Raw genomic sequence first — 18,578 nt, 5'->3', positions numbered from 1 at the left:
AGGAGACCGAACCGGTGCGGGCCGGGTACCGCTTCGGCCGGGAAAGGCAGGTGACGGCCGGCCGCCGGCACGATAGGCTTTCGGACTCGCGCGCCGTGGTGGCGCGCCCCGTTGAACGGCACCGACCGCGCCGCGCAAGCAGCGGCGCCCGCGCCGGGTCGCAGTGGGAGGCGCCAGCGCCTCCCCCCGACCCAGGACACGCCTCGGAGCGCCGGGCGGCGAAGGACGAGCCGGCTCCCGGCTCGGTGGCCTCCGCCAGGGATCGCGGCGAGCAGCGCGCCGCCGCCGACCGGACCACCGCCGACGTGACGTGAGGCGACATGACCGTGCAGAAGACCGACCCTGCCCTCGACGCGGAGCTCGCCGCCGAGCGGCACCACCTGACCTCCTCCCGAGCCGCGCTGCGCCGGATGCGCGAGCGCGCCGAGGGGCTGTACCGCACCGGCGACGGGGTCGGCGGCGACCCGTTCGCCGCCGAGTCGCTCGGCCGGGCGCTGGCCCAACGCATCGCCGAGCTGGCCGACGATCCCGACACCCCGCTGTTCTTCGGCCGGCTCGACCACGCCGAGCACGCTGCCGACGGTGCCGCCGGCGAGCACACGGTGGGCCTCGACGCGGTCGACACCGAGCACGCCGACAACGCCGGCGCGAGCTTCCACATCGGCCGCCGGCACGTGGTCGACGACTCCGGCGAACCGCTGGTGATCGACTGGCGTGCCCCGGTCTCCCGGGCGTACTACCAGGCCAGCGCGCGGCAGCCGATGGGCGTGGCGCGCCGCCGCCGGTACGGGTTCGCGGCCGGTGCGCTGACCGGCTTCGAGGACGAGCACCTGACCGCCGGCGAGGAGCTGGGCACCGCGAGCCGCATCCTGACCAGCGAGATCGAGCGGCCGCGCGTCGGCCCGATGCGCGACATCGTCTCCACCATCCAGCCGGAGCAGGACGACCTGGTCCGGGCCGAGCTGGCCGTCTCGCTGTGCGTGCAGGGCGCCCCGGGCACCGGGAAGACCGCGGTCGGGCTGCACCGCGCCGCGTTCCTGCTGTACCACCATCGCGAGCAGTTGCGCCGCTCCGGCGTGCTGGTGGTCGGGCCGAACGCGGCGTTCCTCGGCTACATCGCCGCGGTGCTGCCGGCGCTCGGTGAGGTCGGCGTCGACCAGTACACGGTGGACGCGCTGGTGGCGCACGCGCCGGTGCGTGCGGTCGACACCCCGGATGCCGCCGCGGTCAAGCACGACGTGCGGATGGCGCGGGTGCTGCGCCGCGCACTGTACGGGCAGCTGGTCAAGCCGACCGAGTCGCTGGTGGTGTCGGACGGTTCGGCCCGCTGGCGGCTGTCCGCGGAGGCGCTGCGCCGCATCGTCGACGACGCCCGCCGGGAGGGCCTGCCGTACGCGACGGGCCGGGAGCGGGTGCGCGCCCGGGTGGCGAGCGGGCTGCGCCGGCAGGCCGAGGCGCGCGGCGAGTCGCCCGGCGACACCTGGCTGCGCCGGGTGGGCAGGTCCGCGCCGGTGCGCGAGTTCCTGGACAGCTGCTGGCCGGCGGTCGATCCGACCGGGCTGGTGGTCGCCCTGCTCGGCGACCGGGAGCTGCTGGCCACGGCGGCGGACGGGATTCTGACCGACGCCGAGCAGGACGCGATCGCCTGGCCCCGACCGTTGCGTACCGCCCGGCTGGACCGGGCGCCGAAAGCGGCGAGGCTGACCACCGCGGACAACGTGCTGATCGACGAGGCGGCCGGGCTGATCGACCGGGTCGGCAGCTACGGGCACGTGGTGGTGGACGAGGCGCAGGACCTGTCACCGATGCAGTGCCGGGCGGTGGCCCGGCGCAGCGAGCACGGTTCGATCACGGTGCTCGGCGACCTGGCCCAGGGCACCACCCCGTGGGCGGCCCGCCGCTGGCCGGATTCCCTTGCCCACCTGGGCAAGCCGGACGCCGAGGTGGCCGCGCTGACCACCGGCTTCCGGGTGCCGGGTGCGGTGCTGGACCTCGCCAACCGGCTGGTGCCGGCGCTGGACGTGGCGGTACCGGCGGCGACCTCGCTGCGCGCCGACGGCTCGCTGCGGCTACGCCGAATGTCCACAGTGGACGACGACCTGCCGGACGCGGTACGCGACGCGCTCGCCGAGGAGGGCTCGATCGGCGTGATCGCGCCGGACGCGGCGGTCGAGGCGTGCGGCCTGGCGCTCGCCGCCGCCGCGATCCCGCACTCCACGGTGGACGATCTGGCGGCGGCGGAGCGGGTGGTGCTGGTGCCGGCCACCCTCGCCAAGGGCCTGGAGTACGACCACGTCATCGTGCTGGAGCCGGCCGACATCGTGGCCGCCGAACCGCGCGGCCTGCACCGGCTCTACGTGGTGCTCACCCGCGCGGTGTCCCGCCTGGTGGTCCTGCACTCCGCCGACCTGCCCCCGGTCCTCGTCGCCTGACCGCGCCGAGCCGGTGTCGGGCCGCGGCCCCCGCGGCCCGACACCGGCGGGATCAGCTGGGCAGCGTCGCCGGCGAGTCGGCTGCCGCGGCGACCGGTGCCGGGCGCGGGGAGCGCGCCAGCGGGTAGAGCATGCCGGTGGACAGCGCACCGCTGCCGGCCGCCCAGGCGGCGGCACGGCAGACCGCCTCCTTGCCGACCGCGCCGGACCGACCGGCCATCAGCAACCCGGTGGCGCGGTCGTCCGGGCGTACCACCTGGACCACCCCGTCCTTGCGGCCGAGGCTGATGCACAGGTCCATGAAGCGGTACCGGTACGGCTTGGGGTCACGGCCGGCGAGCCGCGCGGCGACCGCGTCCGCGGCGTACAGCCCGGTCGGCAGGCCGGCCTGGCAGGACATCCGGGGCACTCCCCACGGCATGTCGATCGCCGCGGCGTCGCCGATCGCGTACACCTCGGGATGGCCCGGTACCCGCATCGTGGGGTCGACCGGGATCCGCCCGGCCGCGTCGGTGGGCAGCCCGGCGTCGGCGGCGAGCGCCGGCGCGACGAACGAGCCGCACCACACCGCCACGTCCGCCGGCAACGTGTCGCCGCCGGCGAGCGTCACCGCGCCGGGTTCGACCGCGGCGACCGGGGTGTTCTCCCGGACCTGCACGCCGAGCCGGCGCAGCCCACCGGCGAGGTGCCGGCGGGTCCGGTCGGAGACGGTCGGCGCGATCCGGCCGCGGGTGGCCAACGTCACCGCCAGCCGCGGGTACGCCTCGGCGATCTCGCTGGCCGCCTCGATCCCGGTGAGCCCGCCGCCGCACACCACGACGGTGCCGGTCGCCCGGCGCAACGCCGCCGCGAGTCGCTCCGTGACCGGCCCGTCGAGCCGGTACGCGTGCTCGGCGACGCCCGGCACGGCGTCGGTGCGGGTCTGGCTGCCCACCGCGTACACGAGGGTGTCGTAACCGACCGGTCCGCCGTCGGACATCCGCAAGGTGCCGGCGGCCAGGTCGATCGCCTCGACCGTACCGACCCGGACACCGACCCCGGTACCGGACAGCAGGCCGGCGAGCGGCCGGGCGGCGGTGCCGGTACCGGCGGCGACCTGGTGCAGCCGGATCCGTTCCACGAAGTCGGGGCCGGCGTTGATCAGCTGGATCCGCACGTCCCGGCCACGGGTCCGGCGGGCCAGTCGGCTCGCCGCCGCGAGCCCGGCGTAGCCGGCCCCGACAATGGCCACCTGAGTTGTCATCGTTCCCCCTCGTCCCTTCGTCGAAGAAGGCTTCACCCCTCGGACGAGACGCCGGAACGAAACGTGACGCGGCTGAGTGGCTCAGCGCCAGACGAAGCCGCCGGCGGAGAACTCGATCCGGCGCCGCGAGACGTACGGGTTGGGCTCGGTGCGGCCGCCGCCGCCACGCTGGTGCGGCACCGCCGGCGCGAGTCGCGCGGTACGGGTCCGGTTCGTGGTGTTGGTCATCGTGGCGGTCATCGTGCACCTCGCTCATCGTTCATCCGGTATGCCCCCAGGGTGGGACGGCGACGGTCTGTGCGAATCCACGTTTCGTGCCAGCGCCCGGTTTTGCCCGCCTGCCGTGATGCCGCGCACGTACCCGCAGCTCAGCCCGCTGCGACCGGGAGCCGCCGGGCCTGGCAGAGTTCGACCCGGCGGTCCGCGGCGCCCGGGCGGGCGCAGGTTCGGTCCGCGGCGCCCCGGGGCGGGCGCAGGTTCGGTCCGCGGCGCCCGGGCGGGCGCAGGTTCGGTGCGGGCGGCTCAGGGCCGGCGCGCGCGGCGGACCGGGACGACCAGGGGGCCGTGGTCGCCGTCGACGACCCGGACCCGGGCCCGGTAGTGGGTGGCGAGCAGGTCCTCGGTGAGCACCTCGGCCGGCGGGCCCAGCGCGACCCGGCGACCGCCGGCGAGCAGCAGGATCCGGTCGGCGTACTCGCCGGCGACGGACAGGTCGTGCATCGTGGCGACGACGGTGAGCGGATCGTCGTCCGACCCGGTGGCGCGCAGCTCGTCGACGAGTTCCAGTACGTCCTGCTGGTGGCCGATGTCCAGCGCGCTGGTCGGTTCGTCGAGCAGCAGCAGCCGGGCGCCCTGGGCGAGCGCGCGGGCCAGGAACACCCGCTGCCGTTCGCCACCGGACAGGGTGGACAGTTCCCGGTCGGTGAGTCCGGTGAGGTCGAGCCGTGCCAGCACGTCGCGTACCGCGGCCAGGTCGGCGGCGCTCTCGGCGGCCAGCGGCGGGATGTACGGGGTGCGGCCGAGCATCGCGTAGTCGAACACCGACATGCCCGGCGGTACCACCGGATCCTGGGCGACGAGGGCGATCTGCCGGGCCCGGTCGCGGCGGCGCAGCGAGGTGACCGGGGTGCCGTCGATCCGGACCTCGCCGGTCGCCGGCAGCAGCCCGGCCAGCACCCGCAGCAGAGTGGACTTGCCGGCCCCGTTGGGCCCGATGACGGTCAGCCACTCGCCGGCCGCGACGTCGATGTCCACCTCGGACAGCAGGGTGGCGGCACCGATCCGGACGCCGATCCCGCGCGCGGACACCATCGCGTCGGGCGCCGTCGCGCCGGGCTCCGGTGCCGTCGCCTCGCCGGCGGTCACGGCGCCACCCGCCTGGTGGTGCGCAGGACGACGACGAAGAACGGGGCGCCGAAGAACGCCGTCACCACGCCGATCGGGATCTCCGCCGGCGCCTGCACGGTACGGGCGAGCAGGTCGGCGAGCGCCAGGAACGCGGCACCGAACAGCAGCGACAGCGGCAGGATGATCCGGTAGCTCGACCCGGCGACCAGTCGTACCGCGTGCGGCACGATGATGCCGACGAACCCGATCAGGCCGGACACCGCGACGGCGGCGGCGGTACCGAGCGTCGCGGCGAGGACCAGGAGCAGCCGGACCCGCTGCGGGTGCAGGCCGAGACTCGCCGCCTCCTCGTCGCCGACGCTGAGCACGTCCAGCGCGCGCCGCTGGGACAGCACCACCACCGAGGTGACCACCGCGTACGGCAGCAGCATCAGCACCTCGTGCCAGCCGGAGACGGTGAGCTGACCGAGCAGCCAGGAGTACACCTCCTGGATGGTGTCGCTGTGCGCCTGCAGCAGGTAGGTCTGGATCGCGGTGCAGAACGCGGCGATCGCCACCCCGGCGAGGATCAGCGTCACCGTCGACCGGAACCGGGCGCCCGCCGCGCCGAGCAGGTAGGTACCGGCGACTGCGGCGAGCGCGCCGACGAATGCGGCGAGCGGGATCAGCAGCGGCGCGGTCACCGTCGAGCCCGGCCGCAGCACGATGACCGCGGTGGCGCCGAGGCCGGCCCCGGCCGCCACCCCGAGCAGGTACGGGTCGGCCAGCGGGTTGCGGAACACCCCCTGGTAGCAGCCGCCGGACAGCGCGAGCAGCGCGCCGACCAGCAGCCCGAGCACGACCCGGGGCAGCCGAAGCTGGGTCAGGATGGCGTCGTCCCGGGCGGACAGCCCGGTCGGTACCGCGCCGCCGGTCAGGTGGTGCACCAGGTCGGTGACCACGTCGACCGGCGACAGCGACACCGGGCCGAAGGCGAGACCGGCGACCAGCGCCACCAGCACCGCGACGACCCCGACGGCCACCCAGCGCAGCCGCAGCCGGCTGGTCACTTCGCCGGTACCGCCTGGACGGCGTTGGCGGCGGCCTGCACCAGCTGCACGACGCGCGGACCCCAGCGGGACGCGATGTCGTCGTCCAGCCCGTACACGTGCTTGTCCTTGACGGCGGTCAGGGTGTTCCAGCCGGGCCGCTTGCCGACGGTGGCGGCGGACGCCGCGCAGCACTTCGTGTCGGCCAGGAACACCAGGTCGGGGTCGGCCTCGATCAGGTACTCCTTGGACAGCTGCGGGTAGCCGGTGTTGCCCTTGTCCGCCTTGTCCGCGATGTTGGTCAGCCCGAGCGGCGCCAGCAGCGACCCGACGAACGTCTTGCTGGTCGCCGTGTGCAGCTGCGGGTCGAGCTCGTAGTAGTAGCTGAGCTTGGTGCCGGGCTTCGGCAGGCCCTGCTCGGCCTTGGCGATGCCGGCCTTCATCTTCCTGACGGTGCTCGCCGCGCCGTCGGTGTGCCCGGTCAGCGTGCCGAGGTCGGTGATCTCCCGGTAGCTGTCGTCGATCGTGGTCGCGGCGGCCGCCACGTACACCGGGATCTTCAGCTTCTGCAGGCTCTTGACCACGTCGCCGGAGCTGTAGGACAGCACCACCAGGTCGGGGTCGTACCCGGCGATCGCCTCGACGTTCGGCTTGAACCCGGACAGCTTGGTGCGCGGCGCCTTCGCCGGGTGGTTCGACTGGTCGTCGACCGCCTTCACCTGGCTGCCGGCGCCGATCGAGTACAGCATCTCGGTGGTGGTCGGGGACAGCGACACGATGTGGCTGGGCCGTGCGTCGACGGTGACGCTGCCGCCGGAGCCCTTCACCGTGACCGGGAACGAGCCGGTGCCGGCGGACGCGCTCGCACCGGCGCTGCTGCCGGTGGAGCCGGACGAACCGCAGCCGGCCAGCGCGACCGCCGCGGCGGTCAGCGCCACCAGCGCCGGGGCGACCCGGCGCAGCGAAGCTCTCATCTCTTCCTCCTGTCGGTCGAAGAACGGCTGTCGCCGACAGGGAGCTGTCTGCGGGGCGCCCGTTCCTCGCAAGCGCATGACGCGACCGATGCCGCAGGCGACCTGGCTCGTACCGCCCCGGGAGGGGGCCGGTCATCACAGTTGCGGGACAGCGCCGGGTTCGCACCGGCTTCGCTTCGACACGGTCCGAGGAGACGGTAGCGCACTCCCGCTGCCGTGCTCCCCGCCACAGCGGCCCGGGTGACCTGCGGTGGTGCCGGGTGGTGGGTGTCCAGATGGCGGGCCGCACGAGCATTCGTGGCGCGGATTGCATACCGTATGCAGATCATGTCCGAGCACACGCTGGGTTCGTCCCATGTCCCGCTGCGCGATCTGGTCACCGACGAGATCCGCCAGCGGATCCTGACCGGGCTGCTGCCTCCGGGCGAACGGCTGGTCGAGGACCGGCTGGCCGAGGACCTCGGCGTGTCCCGCAACCCGGTCCGGGAGGCGATCCGGGTGCTCGCCACCGAGGGGCTGGTCGAGGTCGCGCCGCGACGCGGTGCCGCGGTCGCCCGGCCGCGGCCGGCGCACGCCGAGGAGCTGTTCGACATCCGGATGGCGCTGGAGGGGCTGGCCGCGCGGCTGGCGGCCCGGCGGCGGGACGGCGCGGCGCTGGCCCGGCTGCGTACCGTGCTGGACGACCAGCGCGACGCCGACCAGGTGGGTGCGGTCGCGGACCTGAACACCCGGTTCCACACCGAGGTGGCCGCCGCCTCCGGCAACGAGCACCTGCACCAGCTGGTCGGTCCGTTGCTGCGGCGCGCGCAGTGGGTGTTCCTGCAGACCGCGTACACCCGGGCCGGCGAGTCGCTGACCGAGCACGAGCGGATCTACGCGGCGATCGCGGCCGGCGACGAGGAGTCCGCGCAGGCGCTCGCGGTCGCGCACGTGGCCGCCGCGCGCCGCTCGTACCTGTCGCACGTCGCGGCCCAGCCCGCCACCTGACCGCGCCCGCGCCGTCGCTCGTGGCGTTGCCGAGCCACGGTGTGCGCCGTCCGGCAGGACTGGACCGCGGTCGGCACGGCTGACGTGGCTGTGCGTGACGCGAGGATCGCCTGGCGTCGCGACGATGCTCACATAGTAGGAAGATCCTGGTGGTGCCACTTGGATCCTGTATACAGAAGCCGTTGCGCGGCGACCCGAGTGGCGCGGCACACCCCCGAGGTTCGAGGAGTCCCCCATGCGTACCCGTCGGCTGATGGCCGCGCTGGCGGTCGTCCCGCTGCTGTTGACGGCGGCGGCCTGCTCGGGCACCGAGACCAGCGTCGGCAAGCAACTCACCGGGACGGCGCCGTTCGACGCCCGGCCGGTACGCGACGGCGGCACGCTCACCGTCGCCCTCTCCCAGGATCCCGACGCGCTCGACCCGACCACCGCGAACACCTTCGTCGCCCGCGAGGTGTTCGCCAGCATGTGCGAGAAGCTCTACGACGTGGACGAGAACCTGAAGATCGTCCCGCAGCTCGCCGCCGCCCTGCCGAAGCTGTCCGACCACGACCGGACCGCCACGATCGCGCTGCGGCAGGGGCTGAAGTTCAACGACGGCACCACCATGGACGCGCAGGCGGTGCGGACCACCCTGATGCGTGACCTGACGCTGCCGACCTCGTCGCGCAAGAGCGAGCTCGGCGCGGTCACGTCGGTCGAGGTGGTCGACGACCACACGGTACGGCTGCACCTCAGCCGCCCGTTCGCCCCGCTCGCCGCGCAGCTGGCCGACCGGGCCGGGATGATCATGTCGCCGGCCGCGCTGCGCAAGTACGGCAAGAACTTCGGCGCGCATCCGCAGTGCGTCGGCCCGTTCTCGTTCGTCAGCCGCACCTCCGGCAGCCAGATCGTGCTGAAGAAGTCGCCGTACTACTACGACAAGGCCAAGGTGAAGCTGGACGAGCTGGTCTACAAGATCGTCACCGACGCGAACGTGCGGTCGGCGAACCTGCAGTCCGGCGACATCCAGGTGGCGGAACGGCTCGCGACCTCGGACGTCGGCACCCTGTCGGCGGACAAGAGCCTGAAGATCCTGCCCGGCGGCGGCATCAGCTACCAGGGCATCACGATCAACACGTCCAACGTGCACGGCACGGACAAGAAGCCGGGCACGGTGCACACGCCGCTCGCCCAGCATCCCGAACTGCGCGAGGCGTTCGCGCTGTCGCTGGACCGCGACGTGATCAACCGGGTCGTCTTCAACGGCCTGTACGACCCGGACTGCTCACCGCTGCCGAAGGGCTCCCCGTACCGGGATCCGAAGGCGACCTGCCCGAAGCGCGACCTGGCCAAGGCGCGCCAGCTGGTCGAGCGGTCGGGGGTGAAGACCCCGATCCCGGTGACGCTGTCGCTGACCGCCGACCCGGTCTCCGAGCGGCTCGGCCAGGTGATCCAGGCGATGGCCAAGGAGGCCGGCTTCGCCGTCAAGGTGGTACCGGGCGAGTTCGTCACCACGCTCAACCAGGCCCGGGAAGGCAAGTTCGACACGATCCAGGTCGGCTGGTCCGGCCGGGTCGACCCGGACGGCGACATCAACGACCTGGCCACCTCGGGCGGCTCGAACAACTACAGCGGGATGCACGACCCGGTGATCGACAACGGCGTGCACGCCGCCGCCGCGACCACCGACATCGCGCAGCGACGCGCCCTGTACAGCAAGGTGATCGCGCGCGAGCACGAGCTCAACGGAATCATCTACCTGTACCACGAGCGCTACTTCCTCGGTACCGCGGCGAACGTGGCAGGCATCCGGTACTACTCCGACGGCATTCCGCGGTTCGAGACCGCGGGCTTTGCGAAGTAGGTGGCAGGACGATGGGTTGGTATCTGCTGCGCCGCCTCGGCGCGGCCGTGATCGTGGTGCTGATCGCGAGCGTCGTGGTGTTCCTCGGCGTCCGCGCGCTGCCCGGCGACCCGGCCGTGGTGCTGGCCGGCGAGAACCCGACACCGCAGGTGATCGCGTCGATCCGGGAGCAGTACGGGCTGGACAAGCCGCTGCCGGTGCAGTACTTCGACTACCTCAAGCACCTGGTCACGGGCGACCTCGGCCAGTCCACCCAGGACAAGCTGCCGGTCAGCCAGATCCTGGCGAACCGGATCCCGGTGACGCTGGAGCTCGCGGTACTGGCGATGCTCGTGGCCATCGTCGTCGGCGTGCTGTTCGGGACGATCGCGGCGGCCCGGCGGGGCAAGTTCTCCGACTACACCGCGACCGGCTTCGGGCTGCTCGGGCTGTCGGTACCGCACTTCTGGCTGGGGCTGCTCGCGATCCTGCTGTTCGCGGTGAAGCTGCGCTGGCTGCCGGCCTCCGGTTACGTGCCGTTCAGCGAGAACCCGGCGCAGAACCTGGAACGGATGATCCTGCCGGCGGTGGTGCTCGGCACCGGGTTTGCCGCGGTGCTCATGCGGCAGACCAGATCCGCGATGCTCGGCGCGCTGTCCGCCGACTACGTGCGTACCGCGCGGTCCAAGGGGTTGTCCGGGCCGCGGGTGGTCGGCGTGCACGCGCTGCGCAACAGCCTCACCACCGTCGTCACCGTACTGGGCCTGCAACTGGGCGGCCTGATCTCCGGCGCGGTGGTGACCGAACAGATCTTCGTCATCCCCGGTTTCGGCAAGCTGACCGTCGACGCGGTGCTGACCCGCAACTACCCGGTGATCGAGGCGGTCGTGCTGGTGACCGTCGTCGGGTACATCGTGGTCAACCTGCTCGTCGACGTCGCCTACGCGGCGCTGAATCCGCGGATCCGGCTGGCGGGAGCGACCAATGGCTGACGTGCTCACGACCCCGGCGCCCGCGGCGGTCGCCGTGGCCGGCCGGTCCGACCGGTGGCGGCGGATGTGGCGCCGGTTCTACCGCAAGCCGATGTCGCTGACCGGGCTGATCCTGGTCGTGCTGTTCCTGCTGCTGGCGCTGCTCGGGCCGGCGCTGTTCGGCGACCCGACGGCGGTGCACTTCGACGACGTGCTCGGTGCGCCGTCCGGCGCGCACCTGCTCGGTACCGACGACCTCGGCCGCGACCAGCTGGCCCGGATCGCCTCCGGGGCAAGGGTTTCGCTGGAAGCGGGCGTGCTGTCCACGGCGCTGGCGATGGTGGTCGGCATCCCGATCGGCCTGGTCGCCGGGTTCTACCGGCGCTACCTCGACTCGGTCGTGATGCGCGCCGTCGACGTCGTCCTGTCGTTCCCGTTCCTGGTGTTCGCGGTCGGCCTGGCGGCGATCCTCGGCCCGTCGCTGCGCAACGTGGTGTTCGCGCTCGGCGTCTCGCAGATCCCGGCGATCGTCCGGATCACCCGCGGCGAGGTGCTGTCGGTACGGGAGCAGGACTTCGTCGCCGGCGCGATCGCCGACGGCGCGAACGACGCCACGATCCTGTTCCGGTACGTGCTGCCGAACGCCGCCAACGCGCTGATCGTGCAGGCGACGGTCGCGATCCCGGCGGCGATCATCGGCGAGGCGACGCTGTCGTTCCTCGGCCTCGGCGTGCAGCCGCCGACCCCGTCCTGGGGCGTCATGCTGACCACCGCACAACAGTTCCTGTCCCAGGCGCCGTGGCTCGCGGTGTGGCCCGGCGTGATGATCGCGGTGACCACGCTCGGGTTCAACCTGCTCGGCGACGGCCTTCGCGACGTGATCGATCCCAGGAGCGCCCGATGACTCAGCAGCGCAGCGCGGCCGGTCGGCGTGCCGGTACCCCGTTGTTGTCGGTGGAGGACCTGCACGTCTCGTTCGGCACCGAGGACGGTCTCGTGCAGGCGGTCAAGGGCGTGTCGCTGACCCTGGCGCCGGGCGAGATCCTGGCGCTGTGCGGCGAGTCCGGCTCCGGCAAGTCGGTCACCGCGATGTCGGTACCGCGGCTGCTGCCGCCGACCGCGCGGGTGTCCGGTGCGGTCCGGCTGGACGGCCGGGATCTGGTGCAGCTCAACGCGTCGGAGCTGCGCGCGCTGCGCGGTTCGGACGTCTCGGTGGTGTTCCAGGAGCCGATGACCTCGCTCAACCCGTCGTTCACGGTCGGCTTCCAGATCACCGAGGTGTTGCACCGGCACGAGAAGCTGTCCCGCCGCGCGGCCCGCGCCCGCGCCGTCGAGCTGCTGGAACTGGTCGGCATCCCGGACCCGGCCGGCCGGCTCAAGGAGTACCCGCACCAGCTGTCCGGCGGCATGCGGCAGCGGGTGATGATCGCCATCGCGGTCGCCTGCGAGCCGCGGATCCTGATCGCGGACGAGCCGACCACCGCGCTGGACGTGACGATCCAGGCTGGTGTGCTCGACGTGTTCCGCTCGCTGCGGGACCGGCTCGGTACCGCGATCGTGCTGATCACGCACGATCTCGGGGTGGTGGCGGACATCGCCGACCGGGTCGCGGTGATGTACGCGGGGCGCATCGTCGAGCAGGCCGAGGTGACCGAGCTGTTCGCCCGGCCGCTGCATCCCTACACCCGCGGGCTGCTCGGCGCGCTGCCCAGCGCCGCCCGCCTGGACGGTACGCAGCGGCGCCGCCTGCGGGAGATCCCCGGCATGGTGCCCGCGCCGTACTCGGATCCGGACGAGTGCCCGTTCGCGCCCCGCTGCCCGATCGCCGCCGACGACTGCACGGCGTCCCGGCCGAGCCTCGACCGCCAGGGCGACGGGGACGGGCACCTCGCCGCCTGCTTCCATCCCGGACTGTCCACTGTGGAGGCCGTCGATGCCTGACCTGCTCACCGTCACCGACCTGGTCAAGCACTACCCGTCCGGTCGCGGCCGGACGGTGCACGCGGTGGACGGCGTCTCGCTGTCGATCGGCCCCGGCGAGGTGCTCGGCCTGGTCGGCGAGTCCGGTTCCGGCAAGTCGACCGTCGGCAAGTGCATCCTGCGGCTGACCGAACCCACCTCGGGCCGGATCGTGTTCGACGGTACCGACGTCACCCACCTGTCCCGCCGGGGCATGCGACCGTTGCGCCGGGACGTGCACATCGTCTTCCAGGACCCGTACTCGTCGCTCAACCCGCGGTTCTCCATCGGCCAGATCGTCGCGGAACCGTTGCGCCAGCACGGCATCGCGTCCGGCCGGGCGGCCACCGAGAAGGTCTGCGAGATGCTGGAGCGGGTCGGGCTGCGCGCCCAGATGCGGCACCGGTACCCGCACGAACTGTCCGGCGGGCAGCGCCAGCGGGTCGGCCTGGCCCGCGCGCTGGTCTGCGAGCCGAAGCTGGTGGTCGCGGACGAGCCGGTCAGCGCGCTGGACGTGTCGGTGCAGGCGTCGGTGCTCAACCTGCTCACCGACCTGCAGCGGGACATGGGGTTCTCCTGCCTGTTCATCACGCACGACCTGTCCGTGGTCGAGTTCCTCGCCGACCGGATCGCGGTGATGTACCTGGGCACCGTGGTCGAATCCGGCCCGCGCGAGCAGATCTTCACCGACCCGCAGCATCCGTACACCAAGGCGCTGCTGTCGGCGGCACCGGTACCGGACCCGGCGGCGCAGCGCGGCCGGCGGCGGGTGGTGCTGTCCGGCGACGTACCGTCGCCGTTGACGCCGCCGTCCGGCTGCCGGTTCCACACCCGCTGCCCGGTCGCGGTCGACCGGTGTGCCACCGTGGTGCCGAGCCTGACGCCGGTCCGCGCCCCCGATCATCCGGTGGCCTGCCACCTGGTGACCGAGGACTCGGTTCCGACCCTCGCGCAGTAGAGAGGACATCGATGTTCACCACCCGGCCCGAGTTGTCCGGCGATCACGGCATGGTGGCCAGTACGCACTGGTTGGCGTCGGCCGCCGGGATGAGCGTGCTGGAGCGCGGCGGCAACGCGTTCGACGCCGCGGTCACCGCCGGCTTCGTGCTGCAGGTCGTCGAGCCACACCTGAACGGCCCCGGCGGCGAGGTACCAGCGCTGGTCTGGCCGGAGGCCGAGCAGAAGGTCTCGGTGGTGTGCGGGCAGGGCGTGGCGCCGGCCGCGGCGACCGTCGAGTCGGTCCGCGGCCTCGGCGTCGACCTGATGCCCGGCACCGGGCTGCTGCCGGCGACCGTGCCCGGCGCGTTCGGCGGCTGGCTGCTGATGCTGGAACGCTGGGGCACCTGGCGGCTGCGGGACGTGCTGGAGCCGGCGATCTTCTACGCCGAGCACGGCATCCCGGTGATCGAGCGGATCGCGAACACGATCGAGACCGTGGCACCGATGTTCCGGGCCCACTGGCCGACCTCGGCCGCCACCTGGCTGCCCGACGGCGCGGTACCGGTCGCCGGTGGCCGGTTCGCGAACCCGGTGCTGGCCGCCACGTACCGGAAGGTGGTCGCCGAGGCCGAGGCGCACGGGCCGCACCGGGAGAGCGAGATCGAGGCGGCCCGATCCGCCTGGTACGACGGGTTCGTGGCCGAGGCGGTGGCGGCGTTCTGCGCCGGCCGGGGCTGGCGGGACACCTCCGGCGCCGAGCACGGCGGGCTGCTCACCGGCGACGACCTGGCGAGCTGGCGAGCCACGGTGGAGGAGCCGGCCAGCATCGACTACCACGGCCACACCGTGTTCAAGACCGACAGTTGGGGCCAGGGGCCGGTGTTCCTGCAGCAGCTGGCGCTGCTGAGCGGGTTCGACCTGGACGCGGCGTCGCCGGCCGAGTTCGTCCACACCGTGACCGAGTCGGCCAAGCTCGCGTTCGCCGACCGGGAGGCGTGGTACGGCGATCCGCGCTTCGCCGACGTGCCGCTCACCGCGCTGCTGGGCAGTGCGTACAACGAGGCGCGGCGCGGGCTGATCGGGTCCACCGCCAACGGCGAGCTGCGGCCGGGCAGCCCGGCCGGGCGCACCCCGCGGCTGCCGGTCTACCCGGAGCCGATCGTCGCGACCGCCGCGTCCGGCGTGGTCGGCGGCGTCGGCGAACCGACCGTGGCGATGCCGGCCGCCGACGCACCCGAACCCGGCGAGGCGCAGACCGGCGCGAACGGCCGGGTCAACGGCGACACCTGCCACCTCGACGTGGTCGACCGGTGGGGCAACATGGTGTCGGCGACGCCCAGCGGCGGCTGGCTGCAGTCCTCGCCGACGATCCCGTCGCTCGGCTTCTGCCTCGGTACCCGCGGCCAGATGTTCTGGCTGCAGGACGGCCTGCCGGGCACGCTGCGTCCCGGCGCGCGGCCGCGAACCACGCTGTCGCCGTCGTTCGCGACCCGCGACGGGCGGCCGTGGCTCGCGTTCGGCACCCCCGGCGGCGACCAGCAGGACCAGTGGAGCGTCAACTTCTTCCTCTCGCTCGTCCACAGTGGACTGAACCTGCAGGAGGCGATCGACGCGCCGATGTTCCACTCGATGCACTTCCCGTCGTCGTTCTACCCGCGCGGCAGCCGGCCCAACGTGCTGCTGGTCGAGGACCGGATGGACCCGGCGACCGTCGCCGAGCTGCGGCGCCGCGGCCACCAGGTCGAGCCGCAGCCGCCGTGGTCGCTCGGTCGGCTGTCCGCGGTCGCCCGGGACGCCGACTGGCCCGGTACCGGTTTCCTGCGCGCCGCCGCCAACCCGCGCGGCGCCCAGGGCTACGCCGTCGGTCGCTGACCGCGGGCCGCGTCCTCGGTGACGCACCTCGGGCAACGCAGTCGGCCCGCAGACCGCGGGCCGCGGCCCCGGTCGGTACCGGCGGGGCCGCACCGCGCCGCGGGTTGACCCGGCTGTCCGCGCTGGTGCTCACCGGCGCGCTGCTGACCATCGTCAGCCTGCTGGTGGACTGGTTCTACGTGCGGGAGGCGCTGCACCGACACGCGCAGTTCGTCGCCTCGTTCGGCTCGACCGACGACGTCTCCGAGTCGCTGCTCGGCCGGCTGAACACCGGCGTCGCGGTCCGTGACGGCATCGACCTGCTGGTCACCGTGTTGACGGTGCTGTTCCTGGTCGCGGCGCTGCGGCGGCGTGGCTGGGCCCGTACGGTGCTGACCGTCGAGATGGCGTTCTTCGTCATCGCCGACCTGACCGCGGCGCTGGTCGTGGCCGGCACGCTCGCGCTGCTGAGCGCGAGCGGCATCGGCCACGGCGTCGACCTCGGCACCGCGTACCTGCTGGGCGCCGGGTCGGTGGCGCTCAACGTGGTGCTGGCGATACTCGCCGTGGCCTGCCTGGTCGTGCTGCGTTCCCGCGCCACCGCGGAGTACCTGCACGACGCCTGACCGTCCGCGCTGCCCGATGTGACCGATACCGCTGGCGGGGACGCATGCGAAGGCGGCGTCGCGGGTATGTCACCACCCATGCGATCCCCCTCGCCCTCCACTCCGTACCCACGCCGGTTTCTCCGCGTCCTGCGCACCTGAACGGCGCCGAGCAGTGCATGCCCGGTCGTCAGCCAGTGCTCAGCCGTCACACATCCCGCGTTGATACCGGAGAGGCATGGACGTCCAGCAGACATCGACCAGTAACGACCGGTCCGCCGCGCCGGCGCCCACCCCCGCGCAGACGACGTCACCGGAATCGGCCCAACGGCACCGGTTCCGGCCGGACGTCGAGGGGCTGCGCGCGGTCGCCGTGCTGGCCGTGCTCGGCTACCACGCCGGCATCGTCCGGCTGGGCGGCGGCTACGTCGGCGTCGACGTGTTCTTCGTCATCTCCGGCTTCCTCATCACCGGCATGCTGGTACGGGAGGCGGAACGGCGCGGCACCGTGTCGGCGGCGTCGTTCTACGCCCGGCGGGCCAAGCGGTTGCTGCCGCTGACGGTCCCGGTGCTGGTCGCGGTGGTCGTGGCGTCCTGGTGGGTGCTGTCGCCGGTGGGCGGCAAGTCGGTGTTCACCGACGTGATCGCGGCCGGGCTGTACGTCGTCAACTGGCGGCTGGCCGGCCAGTCCGTCGACTACTCGGCGCTCGGCGCGGACGCCAGCCCGGTGCAGCACTTCTGGTCACTCGCCGTCGAGGAGCAGTTCTACCTGGTGTGGCCGGTCGTGGTGATCGCCGTCGTGCTGTGGTGCCGGTACCGGCACGTCGCGCTGCGGCCGCGGCTGGCCGTGGCGCTCGGGATGCTCGCCGCCGCCTCGTTCGCGTACGCCGTCGTGCAGGTCGCCGATGCCGCCGGCGCCGCGTACTTCTCCACCCTGACCCGCGGTTGGGAACTCGCCGCCGGCGGGCTGCTCGCACTGGTCCCGGCCGCCGCGTTCGGCCGGGTCCGGCGCTTCGCCACGCCGGCCGCGGTGCTCGGCCTGGCCGCCATCGCGATCTCCATCGTCGGGTACAGCGACGACACCCCGTTCCCGGGCACCACCGCGCTGCTGCCGGTACTCGGTACCGTCGCGGTCATCGCGGCCGGCACGGCGGTCGTCGACACGGCCCCGGGACGGCTGCTGTCGCTGCCCCCGGTGCGCTACGTCGGCCGCATCTCCTACTCCTGGTACCTCTGGCACTGGCCGGCGATCGCCCTGGTCACCGCCTGGCTGGGCGATCTGCCGCCGTCCCAGCTCGCGGTCGTGGTGCTGCTGTCCGGCATCCCCGCCGCGATCAGCCACCACCTCGTCGAGGACCGGCTGCGGCACGCGAAGGCGCTCGCCCGGCCGCGCCGCGCCCTGCCGCTCGGCCTCGCCTGCACCGCCGTGTCGGTACTCGTCGGCCTCGGCGCCCTGGTCGCGGTGCCGACCGTGCCGCTCGCGTCGCCGCAGCAGGCGATCGGGGCGAAGGCGCTGAGGGACGGCGACGGGGTGCAGCGCACCGCCCGCGCGCTCGCACCGGTACCGGCGAAGGCGGTACAGGACGACGGGCAGGCGCAGGACGACCACTGCCTGGTGCGGCAGAAGGAGACCCGCACCCCGGGCGACTGCGTGTACGGCGACCCGGACGGAGACACCACCGTCGTGCTGTACGGCGACTCCCACGCGCTGCAGTACTTCGCGGCGATGAACGCGATCGCGAAGGACCGCGGCTGGCGGCTGGTCGCGCTCGGCAAGGCGGCGTGCACGCCGGCGCAGGTCAGCACGTACAACAGTCAGTTCAAGCGGGAGTACAGCGAGTGCGACGAGTTCCGGGACGCGGCGATGAAGCGGATCGACGCCGAGCACCCGGCGCTGGTGGTGACCGGGAACCGGGCGACCGAGACGGTGGTCGAGGACGGCGACCGGCTCACCGACGACGCCAGCGCCGACGCGCTGCGCGACGGGTACGTCAAGACGCTCGACGAGCTGCGCGACACCGGCGCGAAGGTCGCGGTGATGCAGGACAACCCGCGGCCGCCGACCGACATCCCGTCCTGCGTGTCGAAGTCGATGCGGGACCTGACCGACTGCGCCTTCGCGGAGAGCGAGGCGCTGGACTTCGAGCCGGTCAACTCCGAAGCCGCCGACGAGGTACCGGGGGTGCGGTTGATCGACGTGGCCCCGATGCTGTGCCGCGACGGCACCTGCCCGGCGGTGATCGGCAACGTCATCGTCTACCGCAACGACGCGCACCTGACCGCCACCTACGTCCGTACCCTCACCACCTGGCTCTCCCACCAGCTCCCGACGGTGACCTGACGGCGCGGCCCCCGTCCTCGTCGCCCGCCGCGCCGATCACGGAGCCGTGCCCGCCCGACGACGTCGATCAAGGAGT

15 protein-coding genes and 1 riboswitch are annotated in these 18,578 nt (G+C 73.2%); of the genes, 10 read left to right on the top strand and 5 right to left on the bottom strand.

Annotated features, from left to right (window positions below):
- The first annotated feature begins 320 nt into the window (after window positions 1-320).
- A complete protein-coding gene (locus tag NUM_RS04070; protein ID WP_207123185.1) occupies window positions 321-2,432 on the top strand; it encodes a HelD family protein in 2,112 nt (703 codons plus the stop codon).
- 52 nt (window positions 2,433-2,484) lie between these two features.
- Here the strand turns inward: NUM_RS04070 and NUM_RS04065 are convergent, their stop codons facing one another.
- The 5 genes from NUM_RS04065 to NUM_RS04045 all read right to left on the bottom strand — a co-directional run bounded on the left by NUM_RS04065 (window position 2,485) and on the right by NUM_RS04045 (window position 7,012).
- Window positions 2,485-3,675 (bottom strand): NAD(P)/FAD-dependent oxidoreductase, encoded by a 1,191-nt coding sequence (locus NUM_RS04065; protein ID WP_207123184.1) that lies wholly within the window; start codon window positions 3,673-3,675, stop codon window positions 2,485-2,487.
- An 81-nt stretch (window positions 3,676-3,756) separates the two neighbouring features.
- Complete coding sequence (locus NUM_RS04060) at window positions 3,757-3,915, bottom strand: hypothetical protein (protein ID WP_207123183.1); 159 nt, start codon at window positions 3,913-3,915, stop codon at window positions 3,757-3,759.
- A gap of 282 nt (window positions 3,916-4,197) precedes the next feature.
- Window positions 4,198-4,986, bottom strand: a complete 789-nt coding sequence (locus NUM_RS04055) for an ABC transporter ATP-binding protein (protein WP_207123264.1) — start codon at window positions 4,984-4,986, stop codon at window positions 4,198-4,200.
- 50 nt (window positions 4,987-5,036) lie between these two features.
- A complete protein-coding gene (locus tag NUM_RS04050) occupies window positions 5,037-6,137 on the bottom strand; it encodes a FecCD family ABC transporter permease (protein WP_207123262.1) in 1,101 nt (366 codons plus the stop codon).
- Entirely contained in the window at window positions 6,068-7,012 is a 945-nt protein-coding gene (locus NUM_RS04045) for an ABC transporter substrate-binding protein (protein WP_207123263.1), read from the bottom strand. The genes NUM_RS04050 and NUM_RS04045 overlap by 70 nt, the downstream gene beginning before the upstream one ends.
- Before the next feature lie 113 nt (window positions 7,013-7,125).
- A riboswitch (cobalamin riboswitch) is annotated at window positions 7,126-7,194 on the bottom strand.
- A 157-nt stretch (window positions 7,195-7,351) separates the two neighbouring features.
- On the opposite strand from NUM_RS04045, the gene NUM_RS04040 reads away from it, so the two are divergent.
- The 9 genes from NUM_RS04040 (at window position 7,352) to NUM_RS04000 (ending at window position 18,502) form a co-directional block, all read left to right on the top strand.
- Complete coding sequence (locus NUM_RS04040) at window positions 7,352-8,011, top strand: GntR family transcriptional regulator (protein ID WP_207123182.1); 660 nt, start codon at window positions 7,352-7,354, stop codon at window positions 8,009-8,011.
- Between the two features lie 235 nt (window positions 8,012-8,246).
- Entirely contained in the window at window positions 8,247-9,857 is a 1,611-nt protein-coding gene (locus NUM_RS04035; protein WP_207123181.1) for an ABC transporter substrate-binding protein, read from the top strand.
- 11 nt (window positions 9,858-9,868) lie between these two features.
- Entirely contained in the window at window positions 9,869-10,828 is a 960-nt protein-coding gene (locus NUM_RS04030) for an ABC transporter permease (RefSeq protein WP_207123180.1), read from the top strand.
- Entirely contained in the window at window positions 10,821-11,711 is an 891-nt protein-coding gene (locus NUM_RS04025) for an ABC transporter permease (protein ID WP_225918316.1), read from the top strand. The genes NUM_RS04030 and NUM_RS04025 overlap by 8 nt, the downstream gene beginning before the upstream one ends.
- Window positions 11,708-12,748 (top strand): ABC transporter ATP-binding protein, encoded by a 1,041-nt coding sequence (locus tag NUM_RS04020; RefSeq protein ID WP_207123179.1) that lies wholly within the window; start codon window positions 11,708-11,710, stop codon window positions 12,746-12,748. The genes NUM_RS04025 and NUM_RS04020 overlap by 4 nt, the downstream gene beginning before the upstream one ends.
- Window positions 12,741-13,724, top strand: a complete 984-nt coding sequence (locus tag NUM_RS04015) for an ABC transporter ATP-binding protein (protein WP_207123178.1) — start codon at window positions 12,741-12,743, stop codon at window positions 13,722-13,724. The genes NUM_RS04020 and NUM_RS04015 overlap by 8 nt, the downstream gene beginning before the upstream one ends.
- 11 nt (window positions 13,725-13,735) lie before the next feature.
- Window positions 13,736-15,577 carry a gamma-glutamyltransferase family protein gene (locus tag NUM_RS04010; RefSeq protein ID WP_207123177.1) on the top strand — a complete coding sequence of 614 codons (1,842 nt, stop codon included), beginning with the start codon at window positions 13,736-13,738 and terminating at the stop codon, window positions 15,575-15,577.
- Window positions 15,578-15,681: 104 nt separating this feature from the next.
- The gene (locus NUM_RS04005) at window positions 15,682-16,182 is read left to right on the top strand and encodes a hypothetical protein (protein ID WP_207123176.1); all 501 of its coding nucleotides are present in this window, start codon (window positions 15,682-15,684) and stop codon (window positions 16,180-16,182) included.
- A 217-nt stretch (window positions 16,183-16,399) separates the two neighbouring features.
- Window positions 16,400-18,502 carry an acyltransferase family protein gene (locus NUM_RS04000; RefSeq protein WP_207123175.1) on the top strand — a complete coding sequence of 701 codons (2,103 nt, stop codon included), beginning with the start codon at window positions 16,400-16,402 and terminating at the stop codon, window positions 18,500-18,502.
- Window positions 18,503-18,578 lie beyond the last annotated feature (76 nt).

Source organism: Actinocatenispora comari (assembly GCF_017312725.1).
GTDB lineage: Bacteria > Actinomycetota > Actinomycetes > Mycobacteriales > Micromonosporaceae > Actinocatenispora > Actinocatenispora comari.
This window is presented reverse-complemented; position numbering and strand designations above follow the sequence as displayed.

Bases quoted from the DNA above. Each gene is read 5' to 3' on its own strand.
- NUM_RS04070 (WP_207123185.1), top strand. From the start codon at position 321: ATGACCGTGCAGAAGACCGACCCTGCCCTCGACGCGGAGCTCGCCGCC.
- NUM_RS04065 (WP_207123184.1), bottom strand. From the start codon at position 3,675: ATGACAACTCAGGTGGCCATTGTCGGGGCCGGCTACGCCGGGCTCGCG.
- NUM_RS04060 (WP_207123183.1), bottom strand. From the start codon at position 3,915: ATGACCGCCACGATGACCAACACCACGAACCGGACCCGTACCGCGCGA.
- NUM_RS04055 (WP_207123264.1), bottom strand. From the start codon at position 4,986: ATGGTGTCCGCGCGCGGGATCGGCGTCCGGATCGGTGCCGCCACCCTG.
- NUM_RS04040 (WP_207123182.1), top strand. From the start codon at position 7,352: ATGTCCGAGCACACGCTGGGTTCGTCCCATGTCCCGCTGCGCGATCTG.
- NUM_RS04035 (WP_207123181.1), top strand. From the start codon at position 8,247: ATGCGTACCCGTCGGCTGATGGCCGCGCTGGCGGTCGTCCCGCTGCTG.
- NUM_RS04030 (WP_207123180.1), top strand. From the start codon at position 9,869: ATGGGTTGGTATCTGCTGCGCCGCCTCGGCGCGGCCGTGATCGTGGTG.
- NUM_RS04025 (WP_225918316.1), top strand. From the start codon at position 10,821: ATGGCTGACGTGCTCACGACCCCGGCGCCCGCGGCGGTCGCCGTGGCC.
- NUM_RS04020 (WP_207123179.1), top strand. From the start codon at position 11,708: ATGACTCAGCAGCGCAGCGCGGCCGGTCGGCGTGCCGGTACCCCGTTG.
- NUM_RS04015 (WP_207123178.1), top strand. From the start codon at position 12,741: ATGCCTGACCTGCTCACCGTCACCGACCTGGTCAAGCACTACCCGTCC.
- NUM_RS04010 (WP_207123177.1), top strand. From the start codon at position 13,736: ATGTTCACCACCCGGCCCGAGTTGTCCGGCGATCACGGCATGGTGGCC.
- NUM_RS04000 (WP_207123175.1), top strand. From the start codon at position 16,400: ATGGACGTCCAGCAGACATCGACCAGTAACGACCGGTCCGCCGCGCCG.